Source organism: Nonomuraea sp. NPDC048881 (genome assembly GCF_040649795.1).
GTDB lineage: Bacteria > Actinomycetota > Actinomycetes > Streptosporangiales > Streptosporangiaceae > Nonomuraea.
The window spans coordinates 140,629-157,763 of record NZ_JBEZGC010000010.1; the positions used below are offsets into that span (position 1 = coordinate 140,629).

12 protein-coding genes are annotated in these 17,135 nt (G+C 71.3%); 6 read left to right on the forward strand and 6 right to left on the reverse strand.

The window, feature by feature from the left end; all coding sequences use genetic code 11:
• Positions 1-22 precede the first annotated feature (22 nt).
• From AB0C33_RS32585 to AB0C33_RS32610, 6 genes are all read left to right on the forward strand, one after another.
• Positions 23-1,159 carry a fused response regulator/phosphatase gene (locus AB0C33_RS32585; RefSeq protein ID WP_358294430.1) on the forward strand — a complete coding sequence of 379 codons (1,137 nt, stop codon included), beginning with the start codon at positions 23-25 and terminating at the stop codon, positions 1,157-1,159.
• Entirely contained in the window at positions 1,156-2,298 is a 1,143-nt protein-coding gene (locus AB0C33_RS32590; protein ID WP_358294431.1) for an ATP-binding protein, read from the forward strand. Before AB0C33_RS32585 ends, AB0C33_RS32590 begins: the two co-directional genes overlap by 4 nt.
• Positions 2,295-2,744, forward strand: a complete 450-nt coding sequence (locus tag AB0C33_RS32595) for a response regulator (protein ID WP_358294432.1) — start codon at positions 2,295-2,297, stop codon at positions 2,742-2,744. Before AB0C33_RS32590 ends, AB0C33_RS32595 begins: the two co-directional genes overlap by 4 nt.
• Positions 2,745-2,939: 195 nt before the next feature.
• Positions 2,940-3,725: a hypothetical protein gene (locus AB0C33_RS32600; RefSeq protein ID WP_352324159.1), complete on the forward strand. Its 786-nt coding sequence runs from the start codon at positions 2,940-2,942 to the stop codon at positions 3,723-3,725.
• A gap of 13 nt (positions 3,726-3,738) precedes the next feature.
• Positions 3,739-5,625, forward strand: coding sequence for a fumarate reductase/succinate dehydrogenase flavoprotein subunit (locus AB0C33_RS32605; protein WP_358294433.1), 1,887 nt, complete (start codon positions 3,739-3,741; stop codon positions 5,623-5,625).
• On the forward strand, positions 5,622-6,374 hold the full coding sequence (locus AB0C33_RS32610) for a succinate dehydrogenase/fumarate reductase iron-sulfur subunit (protein ID WP_352324162.1): 753 nt from the start codon (positions 5,622-5,624) through the stop codon (positions 6,372-6,374). The genes AB0C33_RS32605 and AB0C33_RS32610 overlap by 4 nt, the downstream gene beginning before the upstream one ends.
• Before the next feature lie 54 nt (positions 6,375-6,428).
• On the opposite strand, the gene AB0C33_RS32615 is transcribed toward AB0C33_RS32610, so the two are convergent.
• The 6 genes from AB0C33_RS32615 to AB0C33_RS32640 all read right to left on the reverse strand — a co-directional run bounded on the left by AB0C33_RS32615 (position 6,429) and on the right by AB0C33_RS32640 (position 17,120).
• On the reverse strand, positions 6,429-7,829 hold the full coding sequence (locus tag AB0C33_RS32615; RefSeq protein ID WP_358294434.1) for a hypothetical protein: 1,401 nt from the start codon (positions 7,827-7,829) through the stop codon (positions 6,429-6,431).
• 2,405 nt (positions 7,830-10,234) lie between these two features.
• On the reverse strand, positions 10,235-10,627 hold the full coding sequence (locus tag AB0C33_RS32620; RefSeq protein WP_358294435.1) for a (deoxy)nucleoside triphosphate pyrophosphohydrolase: 393 nt from the start codon (positions 10,625-10,627) through the stop codon (positions 10,235-10,237).
• Between the two features lie 13 nt (positions 10,628-10,640).
• Complete coding sequence (locus AB0C33_RS32625; protein WP_358294436.1) at positions 10,641-11,738, reverse strand: bifunctional lytic transglycosylase/C40 family peptidase; 1,098 nt, start codon at positions 11,736-11,738, stop codon at positions 10,641-10,643.
• A 2-nt stretch (positions 11,739-11,740) separates the two neighbouring features.
• Positions 11,741-12,364 carry a hypothetical protein gene (locus AB0C33_RS32630; protein ID WP_352352929.1) on the reverse strand — a complete coding sequence of 208 codons (624 nt, stop codon included), beginning with the start codon at positions 12,362-12,364 and terminating at the stop codon, positions 11,741-11,743.
• Positions 12,365-12,366: 2 nt separating this feature from the next.
• On the reverse strand, positions 12,367-14,646 hold the full coding sequence (locus AB0C33_RS32635) for a type IV secretion system protein (RefSeq protein WP_358294437.1): 2,280 nt from the start codon (positions 14,644-14,646) through the stop codon (positions 12,367-12,369).
• The gene (locus AB0C33_RS32640) at positions 14,643-17,120 is read right to left on the reverse strand and encodes an ATP-binding protein (RefSeq protein WP_358294438.1); all 2,478 of its coding nucleotides are present in this window, start codon (positions 17,118-17,120) and stop codon (positions 14,643-14,645) included. The genes AB0C33_RS32635 and AB0C33_RS32640 overlap by 4 nt, the downstream gene beginning before the upstream one ends.
• Positions 17,121-17,135 lie beyond the last annotated feature (15 nt).

The following is a 17,135-nucleotide window of genomic DNA, read 5'->3' on the forward strand; positions in this document are numbered from 1 at the left end:
GACTCCCCCGGGAAGGCATTGTGTGACGGCAAACCTCAACGAGCCGCTGACACTGCTCCTCATCGAGGACGACGACGGCGACGCCTTCCTCGTCGAAGAACTGCTCAACCAGGCCGAGGCGCCACCGACGATCTTCTGGGCGCGCAGCCTCCAGGAGGCCAAGGCCAAGCTCGACCCGACGATCCAGTGCGTTCTCGTCGACCTCACCCTGCCCGACGCCAGCAGGCTGGAGGCGCTGGAGGAGGTGCTGGCGCTGGCGCCGCACGCGGCCGTCCTGGTCCTCACCGGCCTCAGGGACGTGCACGTCGGCGTGGCCGCCGTCCAGGCGGGCGCCCAGGACTACCTGGTCAAGCAGGACATCGACGCCCGCCTGCTGGCCAGGTCGATCAGGTACGCCATGGAGCGCAAGCGCGCCGACCTGGCCCAGCTCAGGCTGTTCGAGGCCGAGCTGACCGCCAAGGAGAACGCCCGCCTGGAGAGCGGCCTGCTGCCCGTGCCCCTGCTGCGCACCGAGGCGATCACGCACCAGATCCGCTACCTGCCGGGCAACCAGGGAACCCTGCTGGGCGGCGACTTCCTCGACATGGTCCAGACCTCCGACGGCGCGGTGCACGTCGTGGTGGGCGACGTCTGCGGCCACGGGCCCGACGAGGCCGCGCTCGGCGTGGCGCTGCGCATCGCCTGGCGCACGCTGGTGCTGGCCGGGCAGACCGACGACACGCTGCTGCGCACGATGGACGCCCTCCTGCGCGCCGAGCGCAAGGCGCCCGAGATCTTCACAACGCTCTGCATGGCCACCTTGACGCCCGACCTGCGCCAGGCCCGGATGCGCGTGGTCGGGCACCCGCCGCCGGTGCTGGTCCGTGACGGCGTGCCCGCGGTGCTGGCCGGCACGCCCTCGGGTCCGCCGCTCGGCATCTTCCCCGACGCCGAGTGGACGGTCATCGACGTGCCCCTGGGCGAGGACTGGGCGATCATGCTCTACACGGACGGCCTGATCGAGGCGGCCGTCGGCGGGCAGAAGGAGCTGCTCGGGGTGGAGGGCCTGGTCGGGCTGGTGCGCGAGCACGGCGTGATCGACCTCGACCGGCTGATCAGGCACGCCGGCAGGCTCAGCGACGATCTCGCGGTGGTCCTGGTGTCGAGGAGGAAGGCATGAGCATCCATCCGCTGCCGCCGCCGAAGGCGCCGACCGGGCTCGGCCGGCTGCCGGCGGCCCGCTGGTTCCTGGCCATCGGCGTGCTGGCGGGGTTCGCGTTCGCGACCGGCGTGGTGGTCACCATGTCGATGATCGCGCACGCGCGGGCACTGGGGCCGAGGCCGGAGATCGCCGTCCAGCTCGACCGGCTCAACGTGGCGCTGATCGTGCTGTTCGCGGTGCTGCTGGCGGGCGGGGCGGGCCTGGCGTTCGTGATCAGGTACGCCGTCCTCAAGCCCATCGACCAGCTCACCGAGCAGGTCCGCACGGTGGCCGCCGGCGACTTCGACCACCGGCTCGGCGTCGACCGGCCGGCCGAGCTGAGCGAGCTGTCCAGCCACGTCGACTCCATGCGCCGCCGCATCGTCTCGGCCTGGCGCGGGGCCGCCGACCAGGCCGACGAGCTGCGTCGGTCCAACGGCGAGCTGGAGCAGTTCGCCTACGTCGCCAGCCACGACCTGCAGGAGCCGCTGCGCAAGGTCGCCAGCTTCACCCAGATGCTGGAGCAGCGGTACGGCCCGCAGCTCGACGACCGCGCCCGCCAGTACATCCACTACGCGGTCGACGGCGCCAAGCGCATGCAGCTCCTGATCAACGACCTGCTCGACTTCTCCCGGGTGGGCCGGGTGAGCGGCGAGCGGATGCCGACCGACTCGGGCGGGGCCCTGGACCGGGCCCTGGAGAACCTGTCGGCCACGATCGAGGACACCGGCGCCACCGTCACCCGCGACGACCTGCCCGTGGTCGAGGGCAACCGGACGCAGCTCACGCAGCTCTTCCAGAACCTCGTCGAGAACGCGATCAAGTTCCGCTCCGAGGACCCGCCGCGCGTGCGCCTGACGGCCGAGCGGAAGGGCGACATGTGGGAGTTCAGCTGCTCCGACAACGGCATCGGCGTCGACCCCAAGTACGCCGACCGCATCTTCCTGATCTTCCAACGGCTCCATCCCCGGGACGTGTACCCCGGCACCGGCATCGGACTGGCGCTCTGCCGGAAGATCGTCGAGTACCACGGCGGGCAGCTCTGGCTCGACGCCGAACCGGCCGATCAGGGCACGACGTTCCGCTGGACGCTGCCGGCGGCGGGAGGCGACGCATGACGGACTGGCGCCCGATCGACGTGCTCCTCGTGGAGGACGACCAGGGGGACATCCTGCTCACCAGGGAGGCGTTCGACCTCAACAAGGTGCGCAACCGGCTCAACGTGGTCAACGACGGCGAGCAGGCGATGGCGTACCTGCGGCGGGAGGGCGCCTACGCCGGCGCGCAGCGGCCCGACCTGATCCTGCTCGACCTCAACCTGCCCCGGATGAACGGCCTGGAGGTGCTGAGCGAGGTCAAGGCCGACGCCGCCCTGCGGACGATCCCCGTGGTGATCCTGACGACCTCGGAGGCGGAGGAGGACATCCTGCACAGCTACCGGCTGCACGCCAACGCCTATGTAGCGAAGCCGGTGGATTTCGAGCAATTTATCCGTGTTGTCCGGCAAATAGATGATTTTTTCGTGACCGTTGTGAAGCTGCCGGCCCCCGGCCCGCGGCCCTGACGCGTATACGTGACAGGAATCACAGTGGGTCATCGAAAAAGTGAGTGACCCCGCTCACAAAATCGTATGCGGTCGTCGTAACGTATCCCCCACCAATGCGCGCCCAGAGCGGTACCGCACCCGCCGTACGCGCGCCCAGTGAAACGACCCGGACCCCCCTGTGTGCAGGGTCCGCGGGAGGTGGAGAGGTCCGCGATGACCCAGACGACGCCCGAAGCCCCGCTCAGAAGGCAACGTGCCCAGGTGAGGGTGCGCACGCTGCGCACCGACAGGTGGTGGCTGGTCCCGCTGCTGACCTTCCTCGGGCTCAGCTCGTTCCTCGTCTACGGCGTGTGGGCGATCATCGACGGCAGTTATTTCGTCGATCCGTACATCGCCCCGTTCGCCTCGCCCTGTCTGACCACGGCGTGCCCCGAGGGCGCGCGGCTGTTCGGGTGGGCGCCGATCGGCGACTGGTTCACCCTGCCGCCGGGGCTGCTCATCCTCGGCCTGCCGGGCGGGTTCCGGCTCACGTGTTACTACTACCGCAAGTCGTACTACCGGTCGTTCTGGCTGTCGCCGGCCGCGTGCGCCGTCCAGGAGCCGCACGGCAAGTACACCGGTGAGACCCGGTTCCCGCTGATCCTGCAGAACATCCACCGGTACTTCTTCTACGCGGCCATCGTGATCGGCCTCGTGCTGGCCTACGACGCCGTCCTGGCGCTGGTGCACAAGCCGCAGGGCCTCGGCACCTGGATCCTGGTCGTCAACGCCGTGCTGATCAACACGTACACGTTGTCGTGCCACTCCTGCAGGCACATCACCGCGGGCAGGCTCAACCACTTCTCCCGTCACCCGCTGCGCTACAAGGCCTGGACGTTCGTCTCCAAGCTCAACGCCAAGCACCAGCAGCTCGCCTGGGCCTCGATGTTCTCGGTCATGATCGCCGACTTCTACGTCCGCATGGTCGCCAAGGGCGTCATCGCCTTCCCGTTCGCATAAAGGACTTCTTCCAGTGGAAATCGAGCGTCACGAATACGACGTCGTCGTCATCGGTGCGGGCGGCGCCGGGCTGCGGGCCGCCATCGAGGCCCGTCAGCAGGGCAAGCGCACGGCGATCGTCTGCAAGTCGCTGTTCGGCAAGGCCCACACCGTCATGGCCGAGGGCGGCGCGGCCGCCGCGATGGGGAACGTCAATTCCGACGACAACTGGATGGTGCACTTCCGTGACACCATGCGGGGCGGCAAGTTCCTCAACAACTGGCGCATGGCCGAGCTGCACGCCAAGGAGGCCCCCGACCGCGTCTGGGAGCTGGAGGCGTGGGGCGCGCTGTTCGACCGCACCAAGGACGGCAAGATCAGCCAGCGGAACTTCGGCGGTCACGAGTACCCGCGGCTCGCACACGTGGGCGACCGTACCGGCCTGGAGCTGATCCGCACCCTCCAGCAGCGGGTCGTCGCGCTGCAGCAGGAGGACTTCGAGACGCACGGCGACCACGAGGCCTACATCAAGGTCTTCGCCGAGTGCACGGTCACCCGCCTGCTGAAGGACGGCGACCGCATCTCCGGCGCGTTCGGCTACTGGCGCGAGACCGGCAACTTCCTGCTGTTCGACGCCCCCGCCGTGGTCCTGGCCACCGGCGGCATCGGCAAGTCGTACGTCGTCACCTCCAACTCCTGGGAGTACACCGGCGACGGCCACGCCCTGGCCCTGCTCGCCGGCGCCAACCTGATCAACATGGAGTTCATCCAGTTCCACCCCACCGGGATGGTCTGGCCGCCGTCGGTGCGCGGCATCCTCGTCACCGAGTCCGTCCGGGGCGACGGCGGCGTGCTGCGCAACTCCGAGGGCAAGCGCTTCATGTTCGACTACATCCCTGAGGTGTTCAAGGACAAGTACGCCACCACCGAGGAGGAGGGCGACCGCTGGTACACCGACCAGGCCAACAACCGGCGCCCGCCGGAGCTGCTGCCGCGTGACGAGGTGGCCCGCGCGATCAACGCCGAGGTCAAGGCGGGCCGCGGATCGCCCCAGGGCGGTGTCTTCCTCGACGTCTCCACCCGCCTGCCGGCCGAGGAGATCAAGAAGCGGCTGCCGTCGATGCACCACCAGTTCAAGGAGCTGGCCGACGTCGACATCACCGCCGAGCCCATGCAGGTGGGCCCGACCTGCCACTACATCATGGGCGGCGTCGAGGTCGACGCCGACACCGGCGCGGCGGCCGTGCCCGGCCTGTTCGCGGCGGGCGAGGTGTCCGGCGGCATGCACGGGTCCAACCGGCTGGGCGGCAACTCGCTGTCCGACCTGCTGGTGTTCGGGCGGCGCGCGGGCGCGGGCGCGGCGGCCTACGTCGACGGGCTCAAGGCCCGTCCCAAGGTCGTCCAGGAGCTCGTGGACGCGGCCCGCGAGGAGGCCCTGGCGCCCCTCCAGCGCGACGGCGAGAACCCGTACGAGGTGCACCACGAGCTCCAGCGGACGATGAACGAGCTGGTCGGCATCATCCGCAAGGCCGAGGAGGTCTCCGAGGCCATGGAGGTCGTGGAGAAGCTCAAGGAGCGGGTGCGCCAGGTCGGCGCGGCCGGCTCGCGGATCTACAACCCCGGCTGGCACCTGGCCATCGACCTGCGGAACATGGTCCTGGTCTCCGAGTGCGTGGCCCGCGCCGCCCTCCTGCGCGAGGAGAGCCGCGGCGGCCACACCCGCGACGACTTCCCCGGGATGAACCCGGAATGGCGCCGCAAGCTGCTCGTCTGCTCCACCGCGGACGGCAACGACGTCCAGGTCGTGGAGAAGGTCCAGCCGTCCATGCGCGAGGACCTGATCACCCTGTTCGACCGGGACGAGCTGAAGAAGTACCTCACCGACGAAGAGATGGCCGAGTTCGACGGGATTGCCAAATGAGTTACAAGGCGAAGTTCAAGGTCTGGCGTGGTGAGGGCGGCGAGGGCAAGCTTGAGGACTTCACCGTCGAGGTGAACGAGGGCGAGGTCGTCCTCGACATCATCCACAGGCTCCAGGCGACCCAGGCCCCCGACCTCGCGGTGCGCTGGAACTGCAAGGCCGGCAAGTGCGGCTCGTGCAGCATGGAGATCAACGGCAAGCCGCGCCTGGGCTGCATGACCCGGATGTCCACCTTCTCCGAGGACGAGACCATCACGGTCACCCCGATGCGGACCTTCCCCGTCATCAAGGACCTGGTCACCGACGTGTCCTTCAACTACCAGAAGGCCCGCGAGATCCCCTCGTTCACCCCGCCGGCGGGCGTCCGGCCCGGCGAGTACCGCATGCAGCAGGTCGACGTCGAGCGCTCGCAGGAGTTCCGCAAGTGCATCGAGTGCTTCATGTGCAACAACGTCTGCCACGTGATCCGCGACCACGAGGAGAACAAGCCGGCCTTCGCCGGCCCGCGTTTCCTCATGCGGATCGCCGAGCTGGACATGCACCCGTACGACGTGGCCGACCGGCAGGAGTCCGCCCAGGAGGAGCACGGGCTCGGCTACTGCAACATCACCAAGTGCTGCACCGAGGTCTGCCCCGAGCACATCAAGATCACTGACAACGCGCTGATCCCGATGAAGGAGCGCGTGGCCGACCGCAAGTACGACCCGCTGGTCTGGCTGGGCAACAAGATCTTCAAGCGCGCCAAGTAGGCGGAGAAGCGGAAGCGGGGGCCGGACGGATCCGGCCCCCGCTTCCGCTTTGTGCTACTTGCGGCCCCAGCGCTTCTTCCGGTGCTTGGGGTCCTGCATCTCCTTGGTGGCGCCCTCCGGGGGCTGCGGCGGCAACGGCTGGACGACCGTCGCGGCGTCCCCCTCCGGCGGCAGGTACGGCGGCGGCCGGTAGCCCTCCGGCGGCTCCGGCTGCTCGGCCTGCGGTCGCACCGGCGGGCGGGGCTGGACCGGCTGCTTCGGCTCGAACAGGGACGGGCCCTGCTGCCAGGGCTCGGAGTCGCCGCTCTCGGCCGCCGCCGCCGGGGCGAGCGGGAACTCGCGTTCGTCCTCGTACGGCTTCCCGCCGCCCGGGGGGATCTCGGCCGGCGGCTGCTCGGCCGGGATCAGCGGCTCGAACGGGTCACGGTAGTCCTGGGCGGGCTGCGGCGGCTCGTTGTAGGAGTCGAACTCGTCCGGGTGCAGCACGACGGGCTCGGGCGCGGTCGCGGGCATGTTGGCGGGCATGGTGGCGGGCACGGTCGGCGCCGGCTCGGGCGGGTAGCCGCCCTGGGGCCCGTACGGGTCGTGGTAGGCCGGGTCGTGGTGGGCCGGGCCGTAGCCGGGCTGACCGGCCGGGTAGGTCTGGATCGGGACGAAGCTGATGATCGGCGCGTACGCCGTTCCTCCCGGGTAGCCGGGGGCGGGGAAGGACGCCGTGGCGTAACCGGGTCCGGCGGGGTAGCCGGGCGGCGGCGCGTCCGGGCGGCCCATCGGGGAGCCGGCCATCGGGGGGCCCGCCTTGCGCACGGCCGCCGCGTGGGCCATGCGGCGCAGCCGTCCCTCGAAGATGAGCACCGCGAACAGCGCGAGCAGGACCAGCACCAGCGCGGGGATGCTGAGCTTCTGCGTCAGCGACTTCTGGTCGAACTCCGGCGCGGCTGCGCGCACCTCAAGCTGGACGGAGTCCGTGGTCGGGGCGGTGTCGGCGGTCAGCGGGGCGGTCGTGGCGGGCGGGTCCGTCGGCGCGACGGACGGCATCTCGACGGACGGTTCCGTCGTCTGCTCCGTGGGCAGCGGACCGGCCGTGGTCTGCGCGGTGGGCAGGGGCGCCAGCGGCTGCTGCGTCGTCTCCTGGACGGGCGGGGGCGTGGGGGCCGTGGTGGTCTTGGGCGGCTTCGGGGCCTTCGTGGTCTTCGTCGGGCTCGCGGTGACGGTGTGCGTGATCGTCGTCTCCGGAGCCTCCTCCGGCGTGGGCGTGCCCAACGTCGTCGTGACCGTGACCGTGGTCTGCGGATCACAGGTCTGGCCCGCGTCGCACGGCTCCACCGCCGGGTCGAACGCCGCGCGGCTGACCGAGGCGCTCGCGCTCTGACCGACGAAGGGGGCCACGCCGACGCCCGTGAGCCCGAGCGCTAGGACGATCGCGGACACGGCCGTCGCTCGCGTGCGTGCCACCGGAGCCCTCCGCATAGTCCCGGAACCATGGTCAAGGGAATACTAGTCGGGTCAAAGCAACAGTAAAGACGGAATTACCATCCGTTTCGCGGCTTATGGCGGCGTTTTGCTCGCGTAACCAGCCACAAGGCCCCCAGCAGGACGCCGATCGCCCCGATGACCAGCGAGAAGCCGCGCGGCCCGTCCAGCGGGCTGGTGTACGCGACCGGACGAACCGGTTTCCGCGCCTCCACCACCTGCACCGGCCACGGCGCCCCGGCCCCCGACTCCGGCGCCAGACTCACCGCCCCGCCGCCGGGAACCACTCCCCCTTGCACCCCGCCACCGACGCCCCCCTGCGCCACACCCCCGGCGACACCTCCCGGGACCATGCCTCCGGCGACACCCCCGGGCACCATGCCCCCGGCCACGCCTCCCGGCGCCACCCCCCCGGCAACGCTCCCCGGCGCCACCCCTCCGGCCACACTCCCCGGTGGCATGCCGCCGGGCAGGCTCTGATGGGTCATCCCCGGCACCCCGCCCTGCGCCAGCCCTGCCGCGCCGGACAGCCCTCCGTGCGCCGCACCACCAGGCAGTCCCTTCTGGACGGCACCACCGGGCATGCTTCCCGTCACGCCACCAGGCAGACTCCCGCTCACACCGCCCGGCACACCCCCTGTCGCACCGCCTGCCAGGCTCCCCGCCACTCCACCCGGCAAGCCGCCCGAGGCACCGCCAGGCAGACGCCCCGTCAGTCCGCTCGACAAGCCGCCCGCCGCGCCACCTGGCAGGCGCCCCGTGAGTCCGCTGGACAGGCCGCCCGCCGCGCCACCAGGCACGCTGCCCGCCGTCAGGCCGCCGGGGAGGCCGTTTCGTGCCGTCCCCCGGGTTCGTGCCGTCCCCCGGGCGCCGGTGGGCGCCCGGCCGGTCGTTCCAGGGGCGAGGCCCTGGCCCACGCCTCCCGCACGCGGGAACGCCCCCAGGGTTCCGCCCGCGCTTCCCTGACGCGGCGCCCGCGCCACGCCCCCGCCGCCGCCCCTTCCCGCCGTCGTACCGGTCAGGCCGGGAAGGCCGCCTCGCGTCTTTCCACCCACCCCCGGCGCCAGCCCGGCGACGCCTCCGCCCGTCCCCGCGAGGAGCCCGGCGGCCCCCGCCTGCTGCCCCTGTCCGCCTGTCACCTGCCGGCCCGGCCGCCTCCGCTTGTGTGGGGCCGTGGCCGGAACGGGCACCGCCTGACCGCTGATCGTGGCGGTCTCGCGCGGCATCTCCTCGGCGACCTGCATGGACGTGGTCCTGTTGATGGTGGTCAGCCCACCGGAGGGCGTCCGCATCCTGGCCACCGCCGCGAGCACCACCTCCTTGGCCCCCTCGGGCGCCTGGAAGGTCACGTCCAGCGCCCGCTCCCCGAAGATCGGCCCAAGGGCGCAGACGCGCGCGCCGGGCAGCGTACCGCCATCGGAGGCCGAGCCCTCCACGCCGGCCAGCGCCCGCGCGGCCAGCATCCCGGCCGCCTGCCGCCCCCCACCGACCTGCCCCCCACCCGGCCCACCCTCAACCGGCAGCAGCATCCCTCGACCACCCTCGGCCTGAGACATCCCCTGCCCCCCCTCAGCCCGAGACGCCCCCTGACCACCCTCAGCCCGCGGCACACCCCAACCACCCTCAACCCGAGGAACGCCCCGACCACTCTCAGCCCGGGACATCCCGCGACCGTCCTCGGCCCGCGACACGCCCTGACCGCCCTCGGCCCGCGACACTCCCCGACCGCCCACAGCCCACGACGCGCCGTGACCGGCTTCAGCCCACGGCGCGCCCGGGCCGAACTGTGCCGCCTCCCGGTCCGCACCCATCTGCGGCGCGTTCCGACCGCCCTCGGCGCGCGGCGCGCCGCGACCGGCCTCCGCGCGGGTCAGGCGCCGGCCCGGCGCCGGCCGCCACGCCTCCGGGCCATCCGGGCCCTCCGGTTCCTCCTGGAACGCCCCGGCATTCGGATCCGTCGCACCTCCGGGGCTCCACGGCCCCGATACGGGATCCCCAGCGGACGCCGGAACCCCACCAAAAGCCTCGGAACCCTCGGACCCCTCAACCCCACCGGCCGACAGCCGGGAAGCACCGGAGGGCGACGGGCACGCCACCCCCGACAACGCCGCCGCCGGACTGGTCGCCACCGCAACCCTGGCCCCCTTGCCCATCCCGTTGAGCCGGACCCTGAAACGCTGGACGTCACCCGTCCTGATCCACTGGCCCACACCCTCGGGGCCGCTCACGCGTTCGAGCACGAGCGTCACCCCCGCCGCCGCCACGGGGACGGAGGGCAACGCCACCAGGATCAGCGCTCCAGAAAGGATCCAGCCACGCCGCATCACTCCACTCCCCCACTGCGACAAATCACGTGTAGTAATCGTTATGTCACAGAGAGAGACGGTCTAATCCTGCTGAAGCAGACTCTCCACGGTCTTCATGATCGGCAGGTCGGCGCCCAGCCACTCCACGTCGTAGTACTCCCCCGGCCCGAGCCAGCGAAGAGCCAGGTGCTCACGGGCCTCGGGCGTGCCGGAGGTGAGCGTGGCCAGCCAGACGCGCAGGACGTACCCGTCCGACAGCGCCCAGTCCTCGCCCACGCGCGCGCCCACCGCGATCTCCACGCCGAGCTCCTCGCGGCACTCCCGAACCAGCGCGGCCACCTCGCTCTCCCCCGGGTCCACCTTGCCGCCGGGGAACTCCCAGCCCCCGGCCAGCGCGGCCGGCGCGGCGCGCTGCGCGGCCAGCACCCTGCCGCCGGGGGCGACGATCACCGCCGCGACCACGATCGTGCTCATGCGTTCGTCATCCTCATAGTGCGGGATTCTGCAGCTTCTTGAGCTGGTCGAGCACATCGGGGTTCTGCAGGGGACGGGTGAAGCCCACCTTGTTGTCGCGCGCCTGGTAGCTCGTGACCTTGATCGGCCCGCAGAGCGTGCACCGGGCCTCCAGCATCTTGCCCTTCGACACGACCAGCCCGACATGACCCGGATTGTCGGCCGACGTGCCCGGCCCGGCGTTGAAGAACACCAGGTCACCGGGCTCCTCCTCGCCCGCTGACACCTTCACCCCGAACGGCCACTGCGTGAACGTGGTGCGCGGGATGCTCAGCCCGGCGGCCCGGTAGGCCGCGTAGATGATGCCCGAGCAGTCGAACGCGTCCGGCCCGGTGCCGCCCCACAGGTACGGCTTTCCGCGCTGCGCCAGCGCGAACTGCAGGATCTTGGCCACGACGTCGCTGGGCGCGGCCGCCACCAGGGGGTCGTCGCACTCCTCGGCGGCCTGCGGCGGCACCTCCACCTCACCCGACTTGGCATACTTCCTGGCGATCTCCTCGACCTGGTCGACGTACCACCAGGCGCGGTTGTAGGTGAACAGGGCCCGCCGGACGTTCTCGGGAGCGCCGTTGCGCTTGAGCATCTTGGCGGCCCCGAGGATGGCGTCGGCCGGGTTGTAGACGTCGCCCACGCCGTCGCCGTCGCCGTCGGAGGCGTACCCGTTGAACGTCGAGGAGATCGGGATCTGCGCCTTGCCGCCCCAGGTCGAGATCAGGAACTGCATCGGGCCGGCCGCGCCCGCGTAGTTGGTGCCGCTCTTGACGCCGGGCAGGTCGGAACGGCCGTGGTCGGTCTCGCGCTTGCCCACGGCGGCCAGGATGGTCCACTGGACGCCGATCTTCTTGCCCCACTTCTTGTACAGGTCGAGGTAGTCGCCCGGGATGTCGGCGGCGCCCGAGTCGGACACCTCCTGCACCTGGGTGCCGCCCTCGCAGTCGACCGAGCCCTCGCCGCCGCCGTTCAGGAAGGACGGCATCGTGACCAGCAGCATCGGCGAGATGATGATCGCGGCCAGCAGCAGGATCCCGGCGAGACCGAGCAGCAGCGCCAGGCGGGTTCGGGAGGACTTCACCGCTAGCTGTCCCCGTCCTGGCCCTCGGTGGCGGGCAGCACGTCGAAGATCCGCCAGTCGGCGCCGAGCTGGCTCACCGTGACCGCCAGGTCCTCGACGTCCTGCCGGTTGCCGCTCTTCGCGGTGACCTGCCTGGTCTCGGTCACGACGAACACGATGGAGGTCTTCTCGATCTGCCTGATCTCCTTCAGCCTGGCCGTGGCCTGGGAGACGATCTGGTCGTCGCGGTTCTGCTGGACGGTGCCCGCCGAGGTGAGCGTCCGGGCGAGGATGTTGCCCAGCTCGGCGGTGGTGAACGTCTTGACCCTCGTGGCGTACGCCGCCGGGTCCTCGTCGTACCTGAAGGTGCCGTAGACGGCGGTGAAGCGCTCGGCGAGGTCCGCCGCCGCGGCCAGCTGCTCCTTCTTCATCGGCAGGTACGAGTAGACGTCGAACGGCGCGGCGCTGGCCGTGGCCAGCGGTTTGCTGGCCGCCGTGGGCGCGGACGCGGACGTCGTGCCCGTGGCCGGGGCCTGCTCGGGCGGATCGTCCGAGCTCGGCCACATCGTGAGGTAGACGCCGACCGCGGCGATGACCACGACGATGGCGGCGAAGGCCAGCCCGCGCTTGTCACCGGACTGAGCCATGGTCAGTCCTTGCCGCGGTTGGGCTTGAGCCAGAAGGGCACCGACGGATCGTCACCCGAACCGCCGTTGCCGCTGCCGCGCAGCCACAGCGGCGGCGCCTCGGACGAGCGGGACGACGGCTCGTCCGAGCCGAAGATCCTCGACCCCGACGACGCGCCGGACGGCCGGGACGCGGCCCCTCCGGACCTGGACCCGCCACCGTTCCTGGACCCGCCACCGCCGAACAGCCCCCCACCGGAGCCACGCGACCCCGAGGACGGCGAGCCACCCGACCCGCCGGACCCGCCGAACCGGGAGCCTCGCGAGCCGCCCGACGACCCGTTGCGCGAGCCGCCAGAACCACCACCACGCGAGGCCCATCCGCCGCCCGACCGCCCGCCGAACCAGCCACCGCCGCCACTGCTGGAACCGCCGCCGGAACCGCCGCCGGAGGTCGTGGCTCCGGCGGCCATGCCCCCGGACGCGGTGCCGCCCGCCGCCGCGCCACCGGAGCCGCCGCGGGCGCCGCCGGCCGTCGCGGGGCGCGTCCGGCCGGCCTGGCCGCCGAGATTGAGCGGGGGCGCGGTGCCCCTGCGGGGTTCGAGCGGGGGCCGGGCCCCCGCCTTGCCGCCGTGCTGGTCGGTGTCGAGCGGCGCGGCCGCCACCGGCATCCGGGTGCCGGCCGAGACGCCCTCGCCCTCCTCGCCGCGCATCCGCGCCTGGGCGACCGCGGCGCCGGCCGCCGCGCCCGCCCCGCTGCCGGCCGCCGCCGCCCTGATGAGCGGCTCGGCCTTGCGCAGGCCCCACCGGCCGAGCTTGGCCCCGGCGACCGGCGGCAACACGTTCGCGGCCCGCTCCAGGACGGGCGAGCTCGCGGCGTCGCCGAGCATGCGGGTGGTGACCGTGTGGCCGCTCAAGGACGCGAACAGGTGCTGGAACGGACGCCGGTAGAAGAACACCGCGATCGTCAGCAGGGCCATGAACAGCACCTGGAGCCCCCAGGGCATGGCCGTGGAGATGATCAGCGCGTACCCGTAGACCAGGACGCTGAGCACGAGCGTCAGCACCGCCTGCCTGAGCAGCGTGCCGACGAGCATCTCCACCCACCGCATGGCGATGATGCGCCCGCTGCCCGGATGCACGCCGACCAGCAGGAACACCGGCCCGAGTATCAACAGCAGCAGGAAGCCCACCTTGAGCACCAGCAGCGAGACCGCCACCAGGAAGATCAGCAACCCGGCCACCACCGCCGCGATGAGCGCGCCGACGGCCACGCCGAGCCTGCTCGACCAGTCGCGGCCGGAGAAGACGGTGTAGCGGGAGTCGTTCTTGAGCAGCTCGGCGACCTTGGCGTACTCGGCCTGGTGGGCGGCGATGTCGGGGGCGGGCTGGCCGGCCACGGCGGGGGCGATCGACTGGGTCTCCAGCATCTTGCGCCCGAAGTCGCGCACGATCGGCTGCTGCGGGTCGGCGGTGCCGAACATGCCCACCAGCCACGGCTTGCAGACCAGCGTGGACCACAGGGCGTCGGCGTTCTGGTCGACGCCGGCCGTGCCGACCTGGCCGTAACCGCCCGGTTTGACCTGCGGGTTCGTCTGGCCGGGTGGCGGCAGGCAGGACGCGCCGCCGGCGCCCGGCAGGCCGGAGAAGGCGGAGTTGACCACCTCGCCCGTCTTGTCGGTCACGACCTTGCCGAGCCCGGTGAAGTCGCCGGGCCTGCTGAAGAACCACACGGCCGCGGTGACCGCGAGGACCATCCAGATCACGCCTTCGGCGGTGGTGGTGGCCCGCTTGCGGATCAGGCCGTACCAGGCGAGCCAGATCGCGCCGAGGATCACGATCGGCCGCAGGAACGGCCAGTACATGGCCTCGGACAGGTTCTGGACGATGTCGTCGACGACGTCCTTGATCGACTGGAGCGGTCCCTCCGTCGCGGCCGCCTGGTACGTCGTGATCGTCAGCCGGTCGATGGCCTTGGCCGCGGTGAAGACGCCGTTGGCCCACATGTTGCCGAGCACGGCGACGTAGTCGGAGCAGCCGAGCCCGTGGGTCTGCCAGAACTGGCCGGCCATGCCGAACTGGCCGTAGTTCGTCGTCGGGGCCTGGACGCCGCCCGCGGGAGGCGGCGGCTGAATCATGCCGTCGGTGCCGCCGCCGATCATCTCGGGGTTGAGCGGCCCCGACAGGTCACAGGGCGCCGCGGCGACGGGCGTGGAGAGACCGCCCACCACCAGCGGAACCACGAGGACGGCACTCACGAGCGCGAGCGCCAGCGCCAGTCGTCGGGATAGTCGGATCTTCATGACCGTACCTCCTGCGCCCTGCCCACGCCCCCTCGAAGATCATCATGCCCGCCACCGTCTGGTTTGTCGTGTGTCGGGTTCGTGTCGAGCCAGCGGAGCAGTTCTTCGGAGATCAGGTCTACTCCGATGCGCCCGGCTCTGCCATCCAGATCACGGAATACGCATTCGCCGTTGCCCAGCGAGCGCAGCACGGCCTTGTGCTCCTCCGACGGCTCCACGCCGAGCAGCGACATGACGTGGTCCACCTCCACCCTTTCGGTGGAACGGAACGCGAACACCGAGGACAGACAGTTGGTCACCTGCTCGTTCAGCAGGTCTCCGGCGTTCTGGGAGACCAGGACGAGCGCGGTGTTCCTGGACCGGCCCATGCGGCTGACCTCGGGGACCAGCTTGGCGCCCTCCGGCGTGGAGGTGATCGCCCACGCCTCGTCCAGGAAGATCGCCTTGGGGGCCCGCCGGTCGAGGCCGTTCATCAGCCTGCGGGCGAACTGCGAGACCAGGTAGAGCAGGGCCACCGACAGCCGCTGCTCGTAGGAGTAGTCGTCCCTGGTCGTGGCGACGTCGGGCAGCGTCAGGCCGCCCAGGGTGAACACGGTGGTCCAGCCCTCGCTGTCGATCTGGTCGCCGCCCGAGGGGTCGAAGCAGAGCCTGGCCAGGTGCATCTCCGACATCGAACGCAGCACCGCGCCCAGGTTCTTGGAGGCCGGGTCGTCGGCCTGCTCCAGGTAGTCGACCACCTTGCCCAGCGACGGGTCGGAGCCGTTGGAGACCGCGGCCACGGCCTGGATCATGGCCGACTCGCGCTCCTCCGACATGCGGGGCAGCAGCAGCCGCAGCGTCTCGGTCGCCATGGTCTTCTTCGCCGCGATGTCGTCGCCGAACGAGAACGGGTCGAGCAGCCCCGGCGCGGCCGAGCCCAGCGGGATCACCCTGGCCTTGCGCCCGCGCTTCTCCAGGAGCTGGACCAGCGACTCGGCGTCGCCCTTCGGGTCGATCACCGCGACCGTGACCCCGCGCAGCGCCATCTGGTAGATCATCAGCAGCGCGAGCGTGGTCTTGCCGCCGCCCGGCTCGCCGGTGATCGCGATGGCGGTCGGCCGGTTGCGGCTCGCGGCCAGCAGCGGGTCGAAGTGCACGATGCTGCGCGCCCTGCCGACCGTCTCCCCGATGTACGGCCCGAGCCAGCCCTCGCTGCCGTCGTCGAGCCGGTCTCCGAGGTCGACGGTGGCCGTGGCCATGCCGCCCGCGATCGTCCGCAGCGGCTGACGCTGGGCGTAGGCGTTGACGCGCACCTTCTCGCCCGGCAGCGTCTCGCAGAACAGCGAGAACTGGTCGCCGGTCGAGTTCACCACGTCGATGCCCATGTCACGGTAGTGCTCGACGACCGCCTCCACCCGCTGCACGCAGATGTCCTCCGTGGGGGCCGAGACGATCAGGCGGTGCCAGCCGTACACGAAGGGCAGTCGTTCCTTGGTGATGCCGTGTTCGAGCATGCGGGCCGCGTCGATCTGCTCGGCCAGCGCGATCGGCGCCTCGGCGCCCGCCTCGCGGATGTGGTGGTCCATGTCGCGGGCGTGGGCCAGCTTGCGCGCGACGTCCTTCGACGCCTTGACCGGCGGGATCAGCCGCATCCTGGACGAGATCTCCACCGGGAAGGGCAGCTGGTCGGCGAAGTGCATCCACGGCTCGCCGTCCGGGAACGGCATGAGGTCGGGGAAGCGGGCGAACGACAGGTGGGCCACGTACGAGTCGCCCTGCGGCTGCACGATCCGCAGCAGCGACCTGCCGTTGTGGATCTCGCCCTCGACCAGCGACTCGATCTCGCCCTTGCCCCAGCGCCGCTTCGGGCTGGCCGAGGGCGGCGGGTCGCCGACCGCTCCCGCGGCGGCGTGCTGGAACAGCCAGGCCACCTCGACGGACGTGGCGTGCCTGGCGTACAGGGCGCTGGAGGCCAGGGCCCGGCCCAGCCGTTCGGCCGACTCCGTCCAGCGGCCGATCTCGCTGTCCGGGACGTGGTCGTCCTCCATGCCGAGCGCCTTCTCGGTCTTCTGGTAGAAGCCGAGGAGCTGGGCGAGCACGCCGCTGCCGAGCTGCTTGCCGCGCGGCCCGAGGCGGACGCCCAGGTAGACCTCCTTCGACCAGAAGTCCTTCGCCCAGACGTGCCGGTACATCTCCTCCAGGTAGTCGCGCCAGCCCGGCCCCTCGTCGGAGGTGGCGTTGAGCGCCATCGCCCACTCGGCCGCCGGGTAGGTGCGGTGCGCGACCCGCAGGTGGACCTCGGCGTCGGGCATCCTGATCGCGGCCAGCGCGATCGTGACGTTGGTGGCCAGCGCCTCGCGCTCCTCCGGCGTGACGAACTCGTAGCTGACCGTCGGAAGCCGGAAGTACGCCCACGCGCAGGTGTCCGTGAGCAGGATGCGGTCGTCGAAGTAGCGGACCGCGAGACGCTGGTGCGCTCGGGACGCCCTGCTCATGCCGCCCCCTCGGCG

Bases quoted from the DNA above. Each gene is read 5' to 3' on its own strand.
- AB0C33_RS32590 (WP_358294431.1), top strand. From the start codon at position 1,156: ATGAGCATCCATCCGCTGCCGCCGCCGAAGGCGCCGACCGGGCTCGGC.
- AB0C33_RS32595 (WP_358294432.1), top strand. From the start codon at position 2,295: ATGACGGACTGGCGCCCGATCGACGTGCTCCTCGTGGAGGACGACCAG.
- AB0C33_RS32600 (WP_352324159.1), top strand. From the start codon at position 2,940: ATGACCCAGACGACGCCCGAAGCCCCGCTCAGAAGGCAACGTGCCCAG.
- AB0C33_RS32610 (WP_352324162.1), top strand. From the start codon at position 5,622: ATGAGTTACAAGGCGAAGTTCAAGGTCTGGCGTGGTGAGGGCGGCGAG.
- AB0C33_RS32620 (WP_358294435.1), bottom strand. From the start codon at position 10,627: ATGAGCACGATCGTGGTCGCGGCGGTGATCGTCGCCCCCGGCGGCAGG.
- AB0C33_RS32630 (WP_352352929.1), bottom strand. From the start codon at position 12,364: ATGGCTCAGTCCGGTGACAAGCGCGGGCTGGCCTTCGCCGCCATCGTC.
- AB0C33_RS32635 (WP_358294437.1), bottom strand. From the start codon at position 14,646: ATGAAGATCCGACTATCCCGACGACTGGCGCTGGCGCTCGCGCTCGTG.
- AB0C33_RS32640 (WP_358294438.1), bottom strand. From the start codon at position 17,120: ATGAGCAGGGCGTCCCGAGCGCACCAGCGTCTCGCGGTCCGCTACTTC.